Annotated in this window: 21 protein-coding genes; 1 reads left to right on the top strand and 20 read right to left on the bottom strand. The window is 40.6% G+C overall.

What is annotated here, in order from left to right:
* Nucleotides 1–9 precede the first annotated feature (9 nt).
* The 13 genes from L0657_RS06760 to L0657_RS06700 form a co-directional block, all read right to left on the bottom strand.
* Complete coding sequence (locus L0657_RS06760; RefSeq protein ID WP_235149656.1) at nucleotides 10–471, bottom strand: hypothetical protein; 462 nt, start codon at nucleotides 469–471, stop codon at nucleotides 10–12.
* Between the two features lie 20 nt (nucleotides 472–491).
* On the bottom strand, nucleotides 492–737 hold the full coding sequence (locus L0657_RS06755; RefSeq protein WP_235149655.1) for a hypothetical protein: 246 nt from the start codon (nucleotides 735–737) through the stop codon (nucleotides 492–494).
* Nucleotides 738–877: 140 nt separating this feature from the next.
* Complete coding sequence (locus L0657_RS06750; protein WP_235149654.1) at nucleotides 878–1,399, bottom strand: hypothetical protein; 522 nt, start codon at nucleotides 1,397–1,399, stop codon at nucleotides 878–880.
* The gene (locus L0657_RS06745; RefSeq protein ID WP_235149653.1) at nucleotides 1,399–1,749 is read right to left on the bottom strand and encodes a head-tail adaptor protein; all 351 of its coding nucleotides are present in this window, start codon (nucleotides 1,747–1,749) and stop codon (nucleotides 1,399–1,401) included. The genes L0657_RS06750 and L0657_RS06745 overlap by 1 nt, the downstream gene beginning before the upstream one ends.
* On the bottom strand, nucleotides 1,739–2,323 hold the full coding sequence (locus L0657_RS06740) for a phage head-tail connector protein (protein WP_235149652.1): 585 nt from the start codon (nucleotides 2,321–2,323) through the stop codon (nucleotides 1,739–1,741). Before L0657_RS06740 ends, L0657_RS06745 begins: the two co-directional genes overlap by 11 nt.
* Nucleotides 2,292–2,459, bottom strand: a complete 168-nt coding sequence (locus tag L0657_RS06735) for a hypothetical protein (RefSeq protein WP_235149651.1) — start codon at nucleotides 2,457–2,459, stop codon at nucleotides 2,292–2,294. Before L0657_RS06735 ends, L0657_RS06740 begins: the two co-directional genes overlap by 32 nt.
* 54 nt (nucleotides 2,460–2,513) lie before the next feature.
* A complete protein-coding gene (locus tag L0657_RS06730; RefSeq protein ID WP_235149650.1) occupies nucleotides 2,514–3,830 on the bottom strand; it encodes a phage major capsid protein in 1,317 nt (438 codons plus the stop codon).
* A gap of 27 nt (nucleotides 3,831–3,857) precedes the next feature.
* Nucleotides 3,858–4,460 carry an HK97 family phage prohead protease gene (locus L0657_RS06725; RefSeq protein ID WP_235149649.1) on the bottom strand — a complete coding sequence of 201 codons (603 nt, stop codon included), beginning with the start codon at nucleotides 4,458–4,460 and terminating at the stop codon, nucleotides 3,858–3,860.
* Nucleotides 4,423–5,736: a phage portal protein gene (locus L0657_RS06720; protein ID WP_235149648.1), complete on the bottom strand. Its 1,314-nt coding sequence runs from the start codon at nucleotides 5,734–5,736 to the stop codon at nucleotides 4,423–4,425. The genes L0657_RS06725 and L0657_RS06720 overlap by 38 nt, the downstream gene beginning before the upstream one ends.
* Nucleotides 5,737–5,798: 62 nt before the next feature.
* A complete protein-coding gene (locus L0657_RS06715; protein ID WP_235149647.1) occupies nucleotides 5,799–6,008 on the bottom strand; it encodes a hypothetical protein in 210 nt (69 codons plus the stop codon).
* Between the two features lie 14 nt (nucleotides 6,009–6,022).
* A complete protein-coding gene (locus L0657_RS06710; protein ID WP_235149646.1) occupies nucleotides 6,023–7,726 on the bottom strand; it encodes a terminase large subunit in 1,704 nt (567 codons plus the stop codon).
* Nucleotides 7,726–8,205, bottom strand: coding sequence for a phage terminase small subunit P27 family (locus L0657_RS06705; RefSeq protein WP_235149645.1), 480 nt, complete (start codon nucleotides 8,203–8,205; stop codon nucleotides 7,726–7,728). The genes L0657_RS06710 and L0657_RS06705 overlap by 1 nt, the downstream gene beginning before the upstream one ends.
* Nucleotides 8,206–8,351: 146 nt before the next feature.
* Nucleotides 8,352–8,681, bottom strand: a complete 330-nt coding sequence (locus tag L0657_RS06700; RefSeq protein WP_235149644.1) for a hypothetical protein — start codon at nucleotides 8,679–8,681, stop codon at nucleotides 8,352–8,354.
* A gap of 270 nt (nucleotides 8,682–8,951) precedes the next feature.
* Between L0657_RS06700 and L0657_RS06695 the strand changes: the two genes are divergently transcribed.
* Nucleotides 8,952–9,332, top strand: coding sequence for a hypothetical protein (locus L0657_RS06695; protein WP_235149643.1), 381 nt, complete (start codon nucleotides 8,952–8,954; stop codon nucleotides 9,330–9,332).
* A gap of 117 nt (nucleotides 9,333–9,449) precedes the next feature.
* Here the strand turns inward: L0657_RS06695 and L0657_RS06690 are convergent, their stop codons facing one another.
* The 7 genes from L0657_RS06690 to L0657_RS06660 all read right to left on the bottom strand — a co-directional run bounded on the left by L0657_RS06690 (nucleotide 9,450) and on the right by L0657_RS06660 (nucleotide 14,286).
* Nucleotides 9,450–9,968, bottom strand: a complete 519-nt coding sequence (locus tag L0657_RS06690; RefSeq protein WP_235149642.1) for a hypothetical protein — start codon at nucleotides 9,966–9,968, stop codon at nucleotides 9,450–9,452.
* A 267-nt stretch (nucleotides 9,969–10,235) separates the two neighbouring features.
* Nucleotides 10,236–11,531, bottom strand: coding sequence for a DnaB-like helicase C-terminal domain-containing protein (locus L0657_RS06685; protein WP_235149641.1), 1,296 nt, complete (start codon nucleotides 11,529–11,531; stop codon nucleotides 10,236–10,238).
* Nucleotides 11,532–11,577: 46 nt separating this feature from the next.
* Nucleotides 11,578–11,964, bottom strand: a complete 387-nt coding sequence (locus L0657_RS06680) for a hypothetical protein (RefSeq protein ID WP_235149640.1) — start codon at nucleotides 11,962–11,964, stop codon at nucleotides 11,578–11,580.
* Between the two features lie 8 nt (nucleotides 11,965–11,972).
* Entirely contained in the window at nucleotides 11,973–12,728 is a 756-nt protein-coding gene (locus L0657_RS06675) for a DUF4373 domain-containing protein (protein ID WP_235149639.1), read from the bottom strand.
* 36 nt (nucleotides 12,729–12,764) lie between these two features.
* A complete protein-coding gene (locus tag L0657_RS06670; protein WP_235149638.1) occupies nucleotides 12,765–13,358 on the bottom strand; it encodes a hypothetical protein in 594 nt (197 codons plus the stop codon).
* A 56-nt stretch (nucleotides 13,359–13,414) separates the two neighbouring features.
* The gene (locus L0657_RS06665; RefSeq protein WP_235149637.1) at nucleotides 13,415–13,927 is read right to left on the bottom strand and encodes a hypothetical protein; all 513 of its coding nucleotides are present in this window, start codon (nucleotides 13,925–13,927) and stop codon (nucleotides 13,415–13,417) included.
* 53 nt (nucleotides 13,928–13,980) lie between these two features.
* The gene (locus L0657_RS06660; protein ID WP_235149636.1) at nucleotides 13,981–14,286 is read right to left on the bottom strand and encodes a helix-turn-helix domain-containing protein; all 306 of its coding nucleotides are present in this window, start codon (nucleotides 14,284–14,286) and stop codon (nucleotides 13,981–13,983) included.
* Nucleotides 14,287–14,338: the final 52 nt, after the last annotated feature.

Below are 14,338 nucleotides of genomic sequence, written 5' to 3'. Positions count from 1 at the left end.
AGGTTTTAATTACGCTTGATCGCTCAATTCAGGAGTACCTGAAATCTGGAAGCTTACTGAGTACGTACGAGCCTCGCCATTAGATCCAGTTTCACGGAAAGAAGCAATAACCGCTTCAAATTCGCGAACTAAATCACCTGTGTGTCTTCCTGCCAGCTTATATTCCCGAGGAGCCTGAGGAAATTCACTTGCCCACTCTTCGAATTCGCGAGCTGAAACATTTGCAGCAACGTTGGCAGTTGCATACTGAAATACAAATCCCGTCAGCTGTAAGTCAAAATCAGGCTCTTCCGGAGCAATCTTAATCTTTCCGTTATCACAGTTAAGTGTGATCGTATTGATCGCAAGCCCGTAATCTTTTGATGTAGCACATCCAACCATAACAAAGTTGGGTGACGCTGTTGTGCCTTTGTTCACAAAAAGGTTTACCTCGTTGGACAAGACGGCTTCTTGAACTCTTGCAGTAGCCATATTTATTTATTGATGAAGTGTTATTTTATTTGCGCGTATGCTTCGAATTCAATGACTTTAATACTCATTGTCCCCGTCTCATCGTAATCGTCGGCTGTTTCCTGTCCTCGTTGGAATGATATTCCTACGTTGCCAACCATCCCAGAGAAATTATTTAATATTGACCTTACCAGATCCATTATTTGTACGCATTTGCCGTATTCCACAGCGTAAACACCAATTTCTATCGTTCCGCTGTATACACCGTTATTGTTATCACACGGCATACTTTGCATCTCTTATGAGCTTACCCAAATCGCAGGGAAAATTTCTTTTGGCTTAATTACATTCGGCCTTACCCGGTCGCCCACAATTGCGGTTAATGCTGAATTGGCTAGCAAAAGCTGTATGACAGATCTGGTAATCATTAAACTCCTATTTGTGGCCAGGTTGATCTGGCCCATGCAACGAATGATTCTCTGTATGCTTTCTGAAAATCTGCTCTTACAAAGTCGATTGTACTGTCAAAGGCGCGGCCTAAAAAGTTATTGGCTTTGACCGATCCCCGGTTGTATCCCTTTTTCGTTTTACGAACCTTTGTACCCTTGGTAATGAATGGAGTTCTCCATCCAACTTTGCTACTTCTTTTACTAACGCCTACCAATACACGTGACACCTCTCCCGGTTCGGCCTTTACAACTTTTATCCGGAGATCTCTCTTTGTTGCACCGCCTTGCCTATATGCATTGGCGTTAACTCCACGCTTTTTTAAACTGATTCTTTCACGCCCCATTTTCCCAACCGGAACTTCCGCTTGAGCTGCGCGAAACATAGGCTGAGAAGCCTTCCGAAGAGCTGAATTTGCTTTTTGAGTAGGCATGATCATCGCATACTTACCCATAGCCGTTTCCAGCTTTTTCAAATCATCGGTGTTAATGGTAACTTTCATTACTGAATCAGTTTTGTGACGATCCGGATTTCTTGACGACGCCCTATTTCAGTTGGCGGAGCCGTTACCTCATAAGTCTGTCCATCATGCAAATCTTTAAGCTTCCAATTCGTAGCGATATTAAGGTTGGGTAGAAATCTTATTACCCATTCAACTCTCGCTTCTCCGCGGATTAAATTAATGTCTTCGCTTTCATCTTGACTTGATGAACTATCTTTTCTGTGTGCTGGGAAATTAGAATAAACGACTTCAAAATCAGTATTTTCATTATAAGCATCCGCTGAGGCAGAAGGCTTTGAAAATTCAACCCTACGATCCATCTTACTTGAAAGCAATCTATTATCCGGCATATGGTATTTTGAATTGGTCTGCTAATTTTTCGGATAGGGTTTTCTTTTCAGATACACCATCACCTCGATTTTCAAATCTTTCAGCTATTCTCGCCCTAATTGCATCAAGCAAAACGGCTGGCACCTGACCATCTGGAAATCCAGCCTTGAATTTAATTTTGTATCGATTAGAGGAGATTTGAGTATTGAACCATTCAATTTCAGATCGGCGTTTGCTAACCTGGATCAACTCATAGTTATTGGAATTAACACCTAAATATCCACTCTCTCCTCGGTAATCAATTGAAGTAATGCTTTGTATATAAAAGACGTCGTTAAATGAATTAGGGAGGCAATCAGTGTTCCACTCATAGTCTGAAATCCCTAAGGATAGATTACAATAAGTTTCAACCCAGCTAACCGCTGATTCTATGGCCATCAAGATAACTGAATCCTCCCCATCATAGCCCGGAATATCCATACGAAGCCATTCTCGAGCTTGTCGGAGAGTAACGATATCGTGCGTATACTTTTCAGTTATGAAGGGGAGTGATTTCAATTTTTTATTTGATTGCTTTGGCAAATTTTCTTTCAATCAGGTCCTTCGCGGTTTCTTCGCGAACAATCGGCTGCTCACCGACCTCGTGAGCTACAAGAGGATGAAATTTAATGATTTCGATTTGCTGCGTTTTGAAGGCTGCTGTCTCTGCTTTGATTTCTGGCTTTTCCATTTTTTAGTATGATGTGGAGCGACGAATCGCTCCGATTAAAAAATCAATTAAAAATTAAGGGCGAGTTGTAATTGCGTCCTTAATACCTGCGAACGATTTTACTCTGGCAGGTCGCATACCCCAGAATGCATTGGCAGTAACTTCAATTAGTGCCTCTTCCTTACGAGTGTACGGGTCAACAACGTACTCAGTTCCACCCCACATCCCAACCAGGAAGTCTGAGAAATTTCCGAAGAAAATTGGGGACAAATTGGTTCCTGTTCCTTTGGTAAGTGTTGATGGCACTACGTTCGATATTACGGCTTTATGGCCATTCAGCTGACCCGTCGTGTCCCAAACCGGTGCGCCGCTAGTTCCTGTGAAAATCTGAGTAGTTTTCAGGATTGCTTTAACCTTCGAATTAGTTAAGTATGCAGGATTCCCGCGATCGTGGTTATACCCTTCAACAAGTGCTTCAAGAGCAACGATATCCTCATAGTCGGGTAGCGCGCCATTTGTACCCAGTGCCAACAAATTGCCGTTGGCCGACGTGATGTATGTCAACAAGATCGCAACTGCTTCTGCATTCATTTTCTGAGATAAAGCCTCACCAATTGCATTGATTACAAAATTCTGCATATCAATTGACGACTGGATCAATAACTGACGAGAAATAGGAACTGTTGTTCCTCTGCGGCTTGGTTTAAGACTAATAGTACTGAAAAGAATTTCAGACTTATTCATTTTTTCAATCTCTGTCAATTCTTGAATCAGAGGGACAGTATCTTGCACAGGAAATTCAAGATCGCCGCTCAATCCGGTCATAAACCTTGCACCTACTTTATCCAAGAATGTATTGGCCTGAAGAACCTCTAAAACTCCTCGTACATCTTTCGGAACAGTTACGCCACCCTGATCACCGGGATTTGCAGTTTGCAGTGTGACTGTTTGTCCTCGTTTTTGCAAAACCGAATCTAAAACTACAATACCGTTGCCACTTAGCACGATACCGTCTTCCTTTGCGCGAGCCTCAGCAATTTTTTGAACTTCCGCTTCTACCCCGTCTAATGATCGGTTGTCAAGTCTGGCAAGCAGAGCTCTATTCAAACTGTATTTTGAAAAATCACGCTCGTCAGCAGCCGAAGAATCACGATTACCTTCCGATCCTGATCCGACACTTGCAGCACGCGCTCGGGCGAAATCTTCTAAACTTCTTTCCTGAGCAATCTGTTTATCCAATGCACGAACCTCTTCCATCAGTCCGGAGAATTTATTGTATTCATCAGTGGTTAGGTTCCGATTTTCGGTTTCCCCAACTTTCTGAGCTTCCTCAGCGGCTGCGAACTTTAGCGCGCGCTCGTCCAGCAAGTCTTTAAGTGTCTTTTTTGCCATTTTGATTGTTGATGAAGTGTAATTTGTTTATCGGTATAGTTCCAACTGCATTTTTGCGAAGGTGGACCTTAGCTGTAATTCTTGTTTTTTATTCTCATTTATGAAATAATCGAAAGATCGCTTGGCAACATCAGTAGAAGTTGTTAGATATGCCGGCATTGAAACTGGCCCCCATTCATAGACTACATCAATCTTGCGTACATAGCGGATAATATCACCGTTAGGCTCTTCAACCCACTCATCTCCGCCTCGCTCAGCAACACTGAACATAAAGGAGCTGCCAGTCACATCGCCTCTTAAAATAGGTGCAATAACAATATCCTTGGTAGTCTGATTATCAGGTGGCAAAGTATCGTACTCCATAGCCTCAGCAGTTACGGTGAAGCTTGTGGTCTTGTTTCTTACATTTCCCAGAATATGATTCATATCGTGATTAAAGCACGATATCGCATCACTCATATTTGCGCCGTCCAGCGCTTTCGGATCGATAATTTCATAAAAGAATCCGAGTTTACGTGAGCGTTGGTTAAATACAATTCCTTTCCCTGGAATATGCCAAATTCCATCTGTGCTTTGAACTGCCCTTACCTCGCTATGATTCTGTGGAAGTACTCTCTTTTCCTGTACCATTTTTATTATTTTCGGATAATCTTACTACATCAATTATATCCAGCGGCATCATCGCGCCTTGTATGTACGAGCGTGCGCCGACTCCCCCTGGAAGCGGTTTCATGTCATCGAAACCGCGTACCTCATCAATGGTATATATCCCATTGGTTACCATTTTCGCATAATACTCGCCCTGGGATTTTAGATCACCTCTAAGAAATGACTTAAATAAATGGCGGGTAAATATTCCTGCTAATATTTCGTCCTTCCGGAAGCATTTATAATTAAATTCTTGTTCGATCTGGGTAGCGATTGGAGCATATACGGTATTTGTTACGCGAATAAACATTTGCTCTACACCAGTGCCCCAGCTTGTATCTCCCGAAGTGTCGCCTATCATCGAAAGCGGTAAATTGAACATTTGAGCTACATCACTGGATGATTTGCTAAAAAGCTCCATCAATTGAGATTCCACTGGTGGCCTGCCCACATTATGCCACTTTACGCCCGGCCCCAACACAGTAAATCCAAAGCCTCCCCCATCTGCACCCTGTAATGATTCTATAATTCTTTGCTTATAAATCTTTGCCTTCTCTGCATCATTACCTGCATCCGGAGTTTCGAGCATCCCCCCCATGAAGGTTCCCTTTTCGTAATATTTTTGAGCAAATTCCTTAGCGAGAAGATCTATTTTAATTGTTTGACACTGCCAGTTAATGATTGAATGCCCAACATTCCCATCAAAACTTAGATCTCGCAGAAAAATAACATCATCCTGAGATAGGTTTTTTCTTTTGCTTGGAATTTGAAAGAAATACCTATCAGTCTCATCATCATGCAATATTGTCACGTCTTGGGATGCATATGGAATGATCGATACGACATTCCGAAATAGGTCGCGTCTTATTTCTGCGACTGCCCATCCATAAACAAGCCAGTTTGTTATCAGCGCTCTTCTAGCAATGAAAGATGACATATTTTCATTGAATCGTGTGCTTAATGTGTAGTAGGCTGGATGGTCATAATATTTTTCACTACCCTCAGCACCACTGTCACGGTATACTGTATACGGTATTGACGCCATCACATTTGATATGTGTTTTACACATCCAAAAAATGTAGATATGCCCATTGCATTTCTGGCCGTAACATTAGCAGACAAGCTTTCCAGTCCATATTGTTTGAGCAAAAAAGTAGCTGCATCCATCGCCGGCGTGGTGGTGATGGATCTTTCTTCAATATTAGTCTGTAAAGGTGATTTGGAACGTGTGAGAACGTTCTTTAACCAGTTTGCCAAGTTGCTCAATGTTTGATGCAATTTCCAAATTTGAAATCACAAGTTCGGTACTATCAGTACCCTTAATTTCCCACTCTCGCAATTCTGCCGCTGTGAAAAGCTGTTTTGAAAGACTCAAAAGTGTTGTAATAGTTTTCAATGTCGTGTTCGATACAAATACTCTCAATTCTGTCGAACGTCCGTCGCAAGTTTTTTCCTTCCGGATCCATCTTTAAAAACAGGTCAATGAAGGTGGTTTTTTTTAGCTGAAGTTGGTTGTTAGCGATTTTCATAGTCGATGATTAATTTAGTAAACGTGGACTTCACTGGTGTGCTTGCGGAGATCATTCCATTCAGAAGACTGAGCTAATGCCATAATCGCGGCAATAATGCCATCGATTTTATCTTTACTCTTAGCTTTGTTCGGCTTTATATTATCGTTTGAATCCTTGTCCAGTGCAACATTTCCCAACATCCATCCGGTAACTGGATTACCGTCATGAACGATATTCCCATTTATAACGAGCTCTTCAAAGAGGTTTGTAGGCGGACTTAAAGATTTGAATCCTTGCCTAAAACTTTGCAGCCTGGGTTGATATTCCCATTTGATCGTTCCATCTTCCTTTTTAGTCAAAGTATAGTGGGTGCCAAGTATGTCTGTTAGTTTATCCCAAAAAAGCTGAGAGCCCCAAGAATCCATTCCAATAAAGTTGACACTCCATTCATCACATGCCTCAGCAACTTCATCAATCATGTACTCATAATCTGTCGTTTTGCCCGGTGTCGCACATAAAAATCCATTCTCAATCCAGTCTTTATAGTCAATACCGCTCCTAGCTGCGTATTCCGCAGCTTCTTCGGCTACGTAGTACTTGACCCGCAGGAATTTATACTCTGGAAAGTAAAGAGCAAATGCCGAAATATCACTTTTTTGACCCAAATCAATACCACCGTAACACACAGATTCGCGGGGAGGTTTAAAGTCAGGTTTCGCCAACAAGTCCCAAGTTTTCGAAGGAATCCAAGTCACATCTGAATCAACCCACAGATTCAAGTGCTTTGTCTTAAATTCTACCTCCGCACGTCCATTAGATTTCGCGCCTTCATATTCCCCCTGTAAGAAATCCGGACGAACAGAAACTCCGTAGTTCGGATTAGCTTTTTCCCACATGGTAGGATTTTCCCAATCATCCCCCTCATCAAGACTGTAAATTATTGAGAATACCCGATCTTGTTTTTGATATCCTTTTAGAGTATCGATACAGCCTTTTCGATATTTATAACACGGCCCTTGTTTATTGGAACCGGCTGTGGTAATAATAAAAAATAATGGCTGGTCTCTTGCGGCCATCCCCGAACGGAGGGAAGTCTTAACATCATCCGTTTTATGGACGTGATATTCATCAAAAACTACACAGTGAGCATGCTTTCCCTCTGTATTGTCAGCATCGTGAGAAACAGCCGACATTCCTCCTTCAAGTTTAGGATAATAAAGATTATGGGCTAAGACCTTTAACCTACTTTTTATAGATGGAGATTTACTGGCCATCGTCTTGGCTCCCTTAAAGCATATATTTGCCTGGTCTCGTGTGTAAGCTGCTGCATAAACATCAGCACCTTTCTCTCCGTCCATCATCAACATATACAAACCTATCCCAGCGGCTAGCTCCGTTTTTCCACATTTCTTCGGAATTTCTACATAAGCTTCTGTAAATCGCCGTAATCCGGTGCTCTCAACTTTCCAGCCAAAAACATTGGCTACAATAAAGCATTGCCAAGGCTGCAATTCGAATGGCTTTCCCATCCATTTACCCTTCGTAAAGCAAAGCATTTCGAAGAAAGACAAGGCCTTCTGAGCAGCCTTCTCATTAAACACAAATCCTTTTTCCGTGGCATTCTCTAAGTCTTTATAAAATCTTTCAACTGATAATTTAACATACCCACCAACAACTTTTTTCCCTGACCGAACATCAGCGGCATAGTCATAAGCTTTCTGCAAAGGGTTTAACATTAACTATCCATATTTTCGAGTTCGGCGAATGGATCTACCCCCTTATCCAAAGCCATTTTGACCTTATTGCGGCTGGCCGGCGTCATACCGAACTCTGTTAATAATTTTAATAGATTTTTTTCAGACTCAACCAAGACGGCATATTTTGGATGTGTCTTTACAACTTTTGCCCCAACATCAGATGTATAAGAGTAAATATAATCGTCCGTTTTTTTGAATTCTTTTGATAGAATTTCCACGCGATTAAATGTCTTACAAAGTAGGCCGAAGGCTACCTCGTCAGTCTCTTTAAGGATATTGTTTTCTTGTAAAACCTGATACCACTTTTCCCAGATTTTCTTTTCTTTGGCTGTCAAAAAGTTGCTTGGAGATATCGTAAGGGCATTTTCTATATGCACTCGATCTCCGTGGCGATCCTCTCGGAATGTACCCTGTTTCTTTAAAAGCTCCGTTGCTTTTGGATTTCTACCTTGTCCCATTTTCGTTCGGGGAATTTGTTTCTAATTTTGACTTGTTACGAGCCTGTTTGGACAGGCGGTTGCCAAAAAGTCATGATTTAGACTTTTGACCTACCCCTCCCTTTCGACTTCCAGATGTAGAATTACTACTACTTCAAGGAAGTTAGTTAATAGACTATTACTGCGTTAGTATCATAGGCTGCACTCAAACCAGTGGCCTTTTTTTGATTAACCGAAGTCGATTCAGGTCCGACCTCCATCAACTGCCCGTCATAGATATCAACAACAGCATAACTTCCTTTGTGATAATATAAACCAATTATCTTCACTTCATTGGTTGTAACTGATCTTTCAATCGATGTTATCAGCATTACGTTACCTGATAACTGACACCTATATACGCTGCACATCCGTAGGCTTAGTAAATCTAAACCTTTGCTGTTGTACATACATACATTCTCAGTTGTTCCGTTCTCTAAATTCTCGCTGTTTCCCATTTGTATTCTATTTTTAGATGAAGTGATTAGGTGATTCTCTGTAATGGTATTTCAATGATCTTCCCCCAAGGATCTGAGTGATACTGTGGTACATTCTATCGTCACTCATATATTTATTTTGATAAAATAATTAATTTATTAACATGCTATCCCGTTCCATTTGAATAGGTTAGATCGATTTAACCCAGAAGACACCTACTTGTAATACTCTATTTATGAACCACTTAACACTTGTCATTTGTTTATTGCGAAACTAATAATATTAACAATATGAAAGATTTGTATTATCAATTGTCAGATGCATTCAAAGCTGAGTGGCCTGATAAAGAAAATGGTTCCGGCGTTGATCACAATGACCGATTGTTTCATAAGTTCCTACTTCAAAGATCTCCGAAGCGTGCAATAAAACTCGAACTGTCGGATATTGGGCTTCGTGCTTCATATCACATTCAAGGTACTGGCGCTTTCGATAATTATATGTCCGGTTCTCCTGATATTTTTCCTTCTGTATTGATCGAAAAGTCGGATGATGATAAATACACCATAAACACAATCACTGGAAAAACTATGGAAGTTGATTGTTTCGAATGTCTTCAACCAGTGATAATTGATCAAATGAAACAATCTATACTAATGGGTGTTAATCACTAATTTATCCTATCTTTACCTCACTGCATTAATTATGTAGAGGAGGGTAAGTCATTAAAGAATCTCGGTTTCGGGGTTCTTTTTTTTTTATTTTACTGTTATTGATCCAATTGGGCAAACTTATTGACTCGTCAACAAAGAATAGGCATTCTTACCATGTATCTTAGAATTATGATGATAGCCAATACGATTCGCAAAGCTGGTTAAGAGTGAGCAGACATGGGATAGCTGTATTTCATCTGCGAATTCAGGAACCCTCTCTTTAAAACAATTCATTAAAGCGCGACGGTCAAAACTTACGTTCATTGGTACATTGCCCTCGTCGGCCCACAAATCAAACTCTTTTATCACATTTGATGGCAATTTAGGCGGTCTCTTAAAAACCTTGGATTTTATTGATGATCCTTCCACACCTGAACCAATTGCAACTGTCTTGGCTTTAAACATACCAGAGAAATTAACATCGGTACTCAGTGATACAAAGTCAACGTATGAGTTTGCCACTGATTCAGACGTAACAACCTCCAATTCCAATAGGACTTTTTCCCCAGGCTTTAACCTGGATAGAATTCCTGAATTCTGGATAGACGGTAGTCTCGGCACAAGATTTCTTTCTGTGGGTAATTTTCCTCTTATCATTCGATTTATAGTTTATGACGCGTGAATCTGTTTATTCACTGGATCCACCATAACTGGCAATAAATACAATCTATCGAGAGCTGACGCTATCGGTAGATAAGTAGTTGTTACTACCAGAATCATTGATGAAGTATTTATAATATCAAAAGTAAATAAACCAAAACAGAAAATCTAGTACTTGAAAGAATAAATAAAACGGAGCCGATATTCGTAAACGTAGAGATTAATACGTTTACGAATATCGGCATGTTCATTGGACCAGCAAGATTAAAATCCGGGTTTACCATATCCAGAATATAATCTATTCAGAGCCATATCTGCTTTTAGTGAGATGGGACCTAACCCACCTTCTCTATTCTTCGCTAATATATATTCAAGTTTGTTTGTCGGGACAAAGCTAGTTCCAGCCGCTTCGCAAGTAAGCTCATCGTAATAATCCTGCCTGTAAAGGAAAACTACAATGGTAGCATCTTGCTCAATTTGGGACGAGTTTTTAAGATCTGAAAGTATTGGCCGCTTATCTTTTCTATCATCTAAATTCCTAGATAATTGAGCAAGTTCAATGATTGGCACTTTCAAGGTGCCTTTTAGCCTCGTCAGCTTCTTTTGAACACTTGTTACAACCTTTGTGTCATCTACTGAGAATTTAACCTCTCTATCGGTCATTAATTGAATGTAATCGATTATTATCAGGCCAATGCCGTACTTCCTTTTCCAGGCTCGCATAGTCAAACTAATATCGTTGATATCGGATGACTCTCCGTAATCGTAGTAGTAAATAGGAAGCTTCTCAACCACTTTTCGTTTCTCCCGGACAATTCGTTTTTCATTTTCCGATAGCTTTCCTTTTGTGATATCACTGGAAGGGATACTGAACAGATTTGAATAAATTCTACTGGTCAATTTTGCTTTTGCCATTTCGAGTGAAATGATAGCTACCGGAACTCCTGCGGCTGCTGCTCCGTAAGCATGGCAAACAGCAACCAGAGTTTTCCCCATTCCTGGACGTCCAGCAATCACGACGGTGTCATCAATTTGCCATCCACTTGTAACGCTGTTAATATCTGCTACACCGGTATCAATACCTGACAATCCTTTCACGAGCTTTCTATCCATTAAAAATTCCATTTCATTGATGGAGTCAGAAATTGTATTGCCAACTATCGGACGGTTTCGGGTATTAGTAATATCAGCAATAGCATTTGCCAGCGTTTCGAACTTCTCTATCGGGTCGTTAGCTTTTACCAGGGCCTGCATTTGAAGAGAACTATTCAATAAAGCTCTTTTAATCGCCAGGTCAGACAGAAGCATTGAATTCTGCCATAAAAGGGTGTCGGATGTGTAATATTTCTTCATCATTTGATAGGTAGCTAGAATATCCTTGCGCACCGACGCAACCACCTTGTTGATTATAGCGCTTTGAGTAATCTGCTGACCAGTATTATAAATCTCCATAACAGTGTCGAAGAGGAATCGGTAATCGTCGTCGTAGAAACAGTCAGAATAAAGGATTTCATCAACTGTCTCGATTTTTATCGGACTATTAACTAGAACAGACAACATCCCTTTCAAGGTCCTTGTCGTGAGGTGGGTTTATTATTTCCATAGTTTATTGATGTATTCTAGTAATGATCATGCTCATTTTATTAAATTCGTCTAAGGTTATTTCTCCATCTCCCAGCATCTCATAAAGACTTTCGAAGGATTCATCACGGCTTACTGTTGGTACTGGGTTGGGCACTTTCAGTAAATGACCATAATCTCTTGCTGATTGGAGAAAACTTGGGTGTATTGTGAAATTCAGTTTTAAGGGCTTTTGCTCTCCAATCATAACCGATTCGTAGAATTTAGGCCTGAGTTTTCTTTGAGGCTTCCAGAAAAGAATATGATATCCGCAAACCTTACATTCAACTGCATAGAGCACGCCATCTTTCAGGTTTGCGGGTTTATCGCCAATCGGTACACATTTTGAACTGCACTTCGTATTTCCACTCATGAAATCAATTACTTCATTAGATCAGGATCGTTAAGATATCTGCGGGGCCTTTCTGGCTCATCGTAGGCAACCGCAACGTTTGATTGCAATTCATCTTCCCATCTCCGTCCGTTGAGGTAGGTTGCCGGATGTGCCTGAAATTTACCATTGTCCTCAGGGTTGAGAGTTTTAAGGTAACTTGGTATTCTTTCGATTACCAAGCTTCTTTCCTGATCTGTTAATTTATCCCACAAGGAAGCGGCTTTGGGCTTACCAACCTTCTTTCCATACAAATCCCAAAACACATCAAAAACTATATTTATATTTCTTTTAGATACTTTAGTATCTTTTATTTTGCTTCTGTTTGCTTCATTTTGCTTAGCATTTGCTTCGCCATTTTTACTTAACCCGCCCAATCTCCCTGATTCTCTGCGCTTTTCAGAAATATCGGCCATCTTTTTCATATTCCTCAGCACCCTGTCGCACCAAAAAAAGACACCATCAGAACTGAACAATTCGTACGAATCGATGCATGTTGTCAAGTAGTTTTTGATCAACTCTAAATTTGCTTCTTTTTGCTTAGCAAATGCTTCGGTTTGCTTAGCAATTGCTATGAATTGATAATCTTTCATTGGTAACTTATTGCCTTCAGTGGCGTGGAGCATTTCAACTATCGCCCAATAAAGGCCATACCCTTCCATCCCATACCGATCTCTCATAGCGATGATTTTGGGGTCATTTAGCGCGTCATAATCATGCTGGAAATAGTATTTTCCTTTTGCCATGTTGTTCAGGTTAAACGGTTATTCCGTCAAAGTAATTCAAGACAAAGGTGACACATCATCGCCATTCTCGGCCGTATTATCGCCCTCAACCGAATGTCCACGATCAGAATTAAACTGTGACGGTTTTAGCGTTTGAAGTAGATTATGCTGAACAATAGGATTTTGAAGCCAACATTGCATAAAGATGTCCTGGTAAAATTCCAACGTCATGTAAAGATTATCATCTTCCTGATCATAATTAGAGCCCATCGCATGCGAGCTGCTGAGGTAGGATGAAATTACACGGGTAATGATTTTATTCGCCTGCAAATATTCGTAGGTGCTATCCAAAGAGCTGTGTAGACGATAGGGAATTTCCAAATCAGCACAATCCTCATCAGCTCCATTAGAGTTACTTACAAGTCCAAGATTGAGAGCTAGAATCGACTCATTGATGAAAGATACAGCCAGCTTTTTATTGTCAGGAAGATTTGCGAATATTTTTGTCGCGTAGTAATGAGCAAATGCTGCGTTTACCAGTTCGGTCATTTCAATTGCGGCTGAAAGTCTTTCCTCATCAGGTCTTCCGGCGAAATGTGTCTTGTAAAGTGCCTGGTTTGAAATGTTTAATTTGATTGTTTGAGCTTGCATTTTTAAATTGTTTATTGATGAAAAATTAAAACTATGGTGTTTATACGTTTCTGAATTTATAGCGTAATCATTGCAAGTATTTCGTCGAAAGGTCTTTTCAATAAAACCATCGCTCTTGCATGCTCTATAAAGTCTGTATACTTGGATAGACATTCATTAACTTTTAAATTGCGGATAGCAGTGGCAAACTCCCAGTATTCCTCATACTCCTGAGGTAATCCCTCGTCGGATAGTGACTGGTGAAGAAGGGCGCCGAGAAATAAGTAAGGGTCAAAGTTGACATCATTGATATTGACATCATACCCAACCGTCGCATTGACTAAATCACCGGATTTTAGGCGCTCAACGGCGTGTCGAAATTCGGATAACTTAGTAAGCAGGTTTTCGCCCTGCTTGTTTGCTTTCAACATATCCATCAGCACTTCCGATTGTGATAGGTATTCACGATTCGTCCTTTTATGGGACTCAGTAGCATTGTCAAAGAAAAATGACGTCGACCGAGAGCAAACCTCCTGAAAATTAGCTTTTACTGCTTCTACGGCTGCGGAAATAGATGTTAAATTGATCATGGGATTAAGTTTTAAGGTAGTTAGTCTTTTTACATTCGCAACAAGTGCCGAGATTAATGGCGTGATCTTCTTTTACTCGGATCAGGAATAACTCTCCCTTTTTCCAGGTATTCAACAAGATCTGACTTTTTGAAGTACAACCTTCCTCCGCGGATTATGTGCGGAAGTTTCTTTTTAAGCGTGTAGACGTATGGTTCGGATACATCAAGGAATTCAGCAGTCTTTTTCACGGTGAAAAACGATTCTTCGTCCATTCCGTTTCTGTCGGTCTTGGACTGGATGAATTGTGATAGCATCTTCTCTATACTATCCAACTTGTCCAGAGTGATAGCGCCGACGTTAGGGATTTCGTATGACATTGGTTTTTAGTTTGTGGTTGAATGAAGCTGCTGTCGGTATTACCGATAGCAG

Origin of the sequence: Dyadobacter sp. CY345, assembly GCF_021502725.1 — a bacterium.
GTDB lineage: Bacteria > Bacteroidota > Bacteroidia > Cytophagales > Spirosomataceae > Dyadobacter.
The sequence above is the reverse complement of the archived record's forward strand: the minus strand, read 5'-3'. Positions and strand labels throughout refer to the sequence as shown.

Coding starts and splice junctions, on each gene's coding strand:
- L0657_RS06760 (WP_235149656.1), bottom strand. CDS start 471: ATGGCTACTGCAAGAGTTCAAGAAGCCGTCTTGTCCAACGAGGTAAAC.
- L0657_RS06755 (WP_235149655.1), bottom strand. CDS start 737: ATGCCGTGTGATAACAATAACGGTGTATACAGCGGAACGATAGAAATT.
- L0657_RS06750 (WP_235149654.1), bottom strand. CDS start 1,399: ATGAAAGTTACCATTAACACCGATGATTTGAAAAAGCTGGAAACGGCT.
- L0657_RS06745 (WP_235149653.1), bottom strand. CDS start 1,749: ATGCCGGATAATAGATTGCTTTCAAGTAAGATGGATCGTAGGGTTGAA.
- L0657_RS06735 (WP_235149651.1), bottom strand. CDS start 2,459: ATGGAAAAGCCAGAAATCAAAGCAGAGACAGCAGCCTTCAAAACGCAG.
- L0657_RS06730 (WP_235149650.1), bottom strand. CDS start 3,830: ATGGCAAAAAAGACACTTAAAGACTTGCTGGACGAGCGCGCGCTAAAG.
- L0657_RS06725 (WP_235149649.1), bottom strand. CDS start 4,460: ATGGTACAGGAAAAGAGAGTACTTCCACAGAATCATAGCGAGGTAAGG.
- L0657_RS06715 (WP_235149647.1), bottom strand. CDS start 6,008: ATGAAAATCGCTAACAACCAACTTCAGCTAAAAAAAACCACCTTCATT.
- L0657_RS06710 (WP_235149646.1), bottom strand. CDS start 7,726: ATGTTAAACCCTTTGCAGAAAGCTTATGACTATGCCGCTGATGTTCGG.
- L0657_RS06705 (WP_235149645.1), bottom strand. CDS start 8,205: ATGGGACAAGGTAGAAATCCAAAAGCAACGGAGCTTTTAAAGAAACAG.
- L0657_RS06700 (WP_235149644.1), bottom strand. CDS start 8,681: ATGGGAAACAGCGAGAATTTAGAGAACGGAACAACTGAGAATGTATGT.
- L0657_RS06695 (WP_235149643.1), top strand. CDS start 8,952: ATGAAAGATTTGTATTATCAATTGTCAGATGCATTCAAAGCTGAGTGG.
- L0657_RS06690 (WP_235149642.1), bottom strand. CDS start 9,968: ATGATAAGAGGAAAATTACCCACAGAAAGAAATCTTGTGCCGAGACTA.
- L0657_RS06685 (WP_235149641.1), bottom strand. CDS start 11,531: ATGTTGTCTGTTCTAGTTAATAGTCCGATAAAAATCGAGACAGTTGAT.
- L0657_RS06680 (WP_235149640.1), bottom strand. CDS start 11,964: ATGAGTGGAAATACGAAGTGCAGTTCAAAATGTGTACCGATTGGCGAT.
- L0657_RS06675 (WP_235149639.1), bottom strand. CDS start 12,728: ATGGCAAAAGGAAAATACTATTTCCAGCATGATTATGACGCGCTAAAT.
- L0657_RS06670 (WP_235149638.1), bottom strand. CDS start 13,358: ATGCAAGCTCAAACAATCAAATTAAACATTTCAAACCAGGCACTTTAC.
- L0657_RS06665 (WP_235149637.1), bottom strand. CDS start 13,927: ATGATCAATTTAACATCTATTTCCGCAGCCGTAGAAGCAGTAAAAGCT.
- L0657_RS06660 (WP_235149636.1), bottom strand. CDS start 14,286: ATGTCATACGAAATCCCTAACGTCGGCGCTATCACTCTGGACAAGTTG.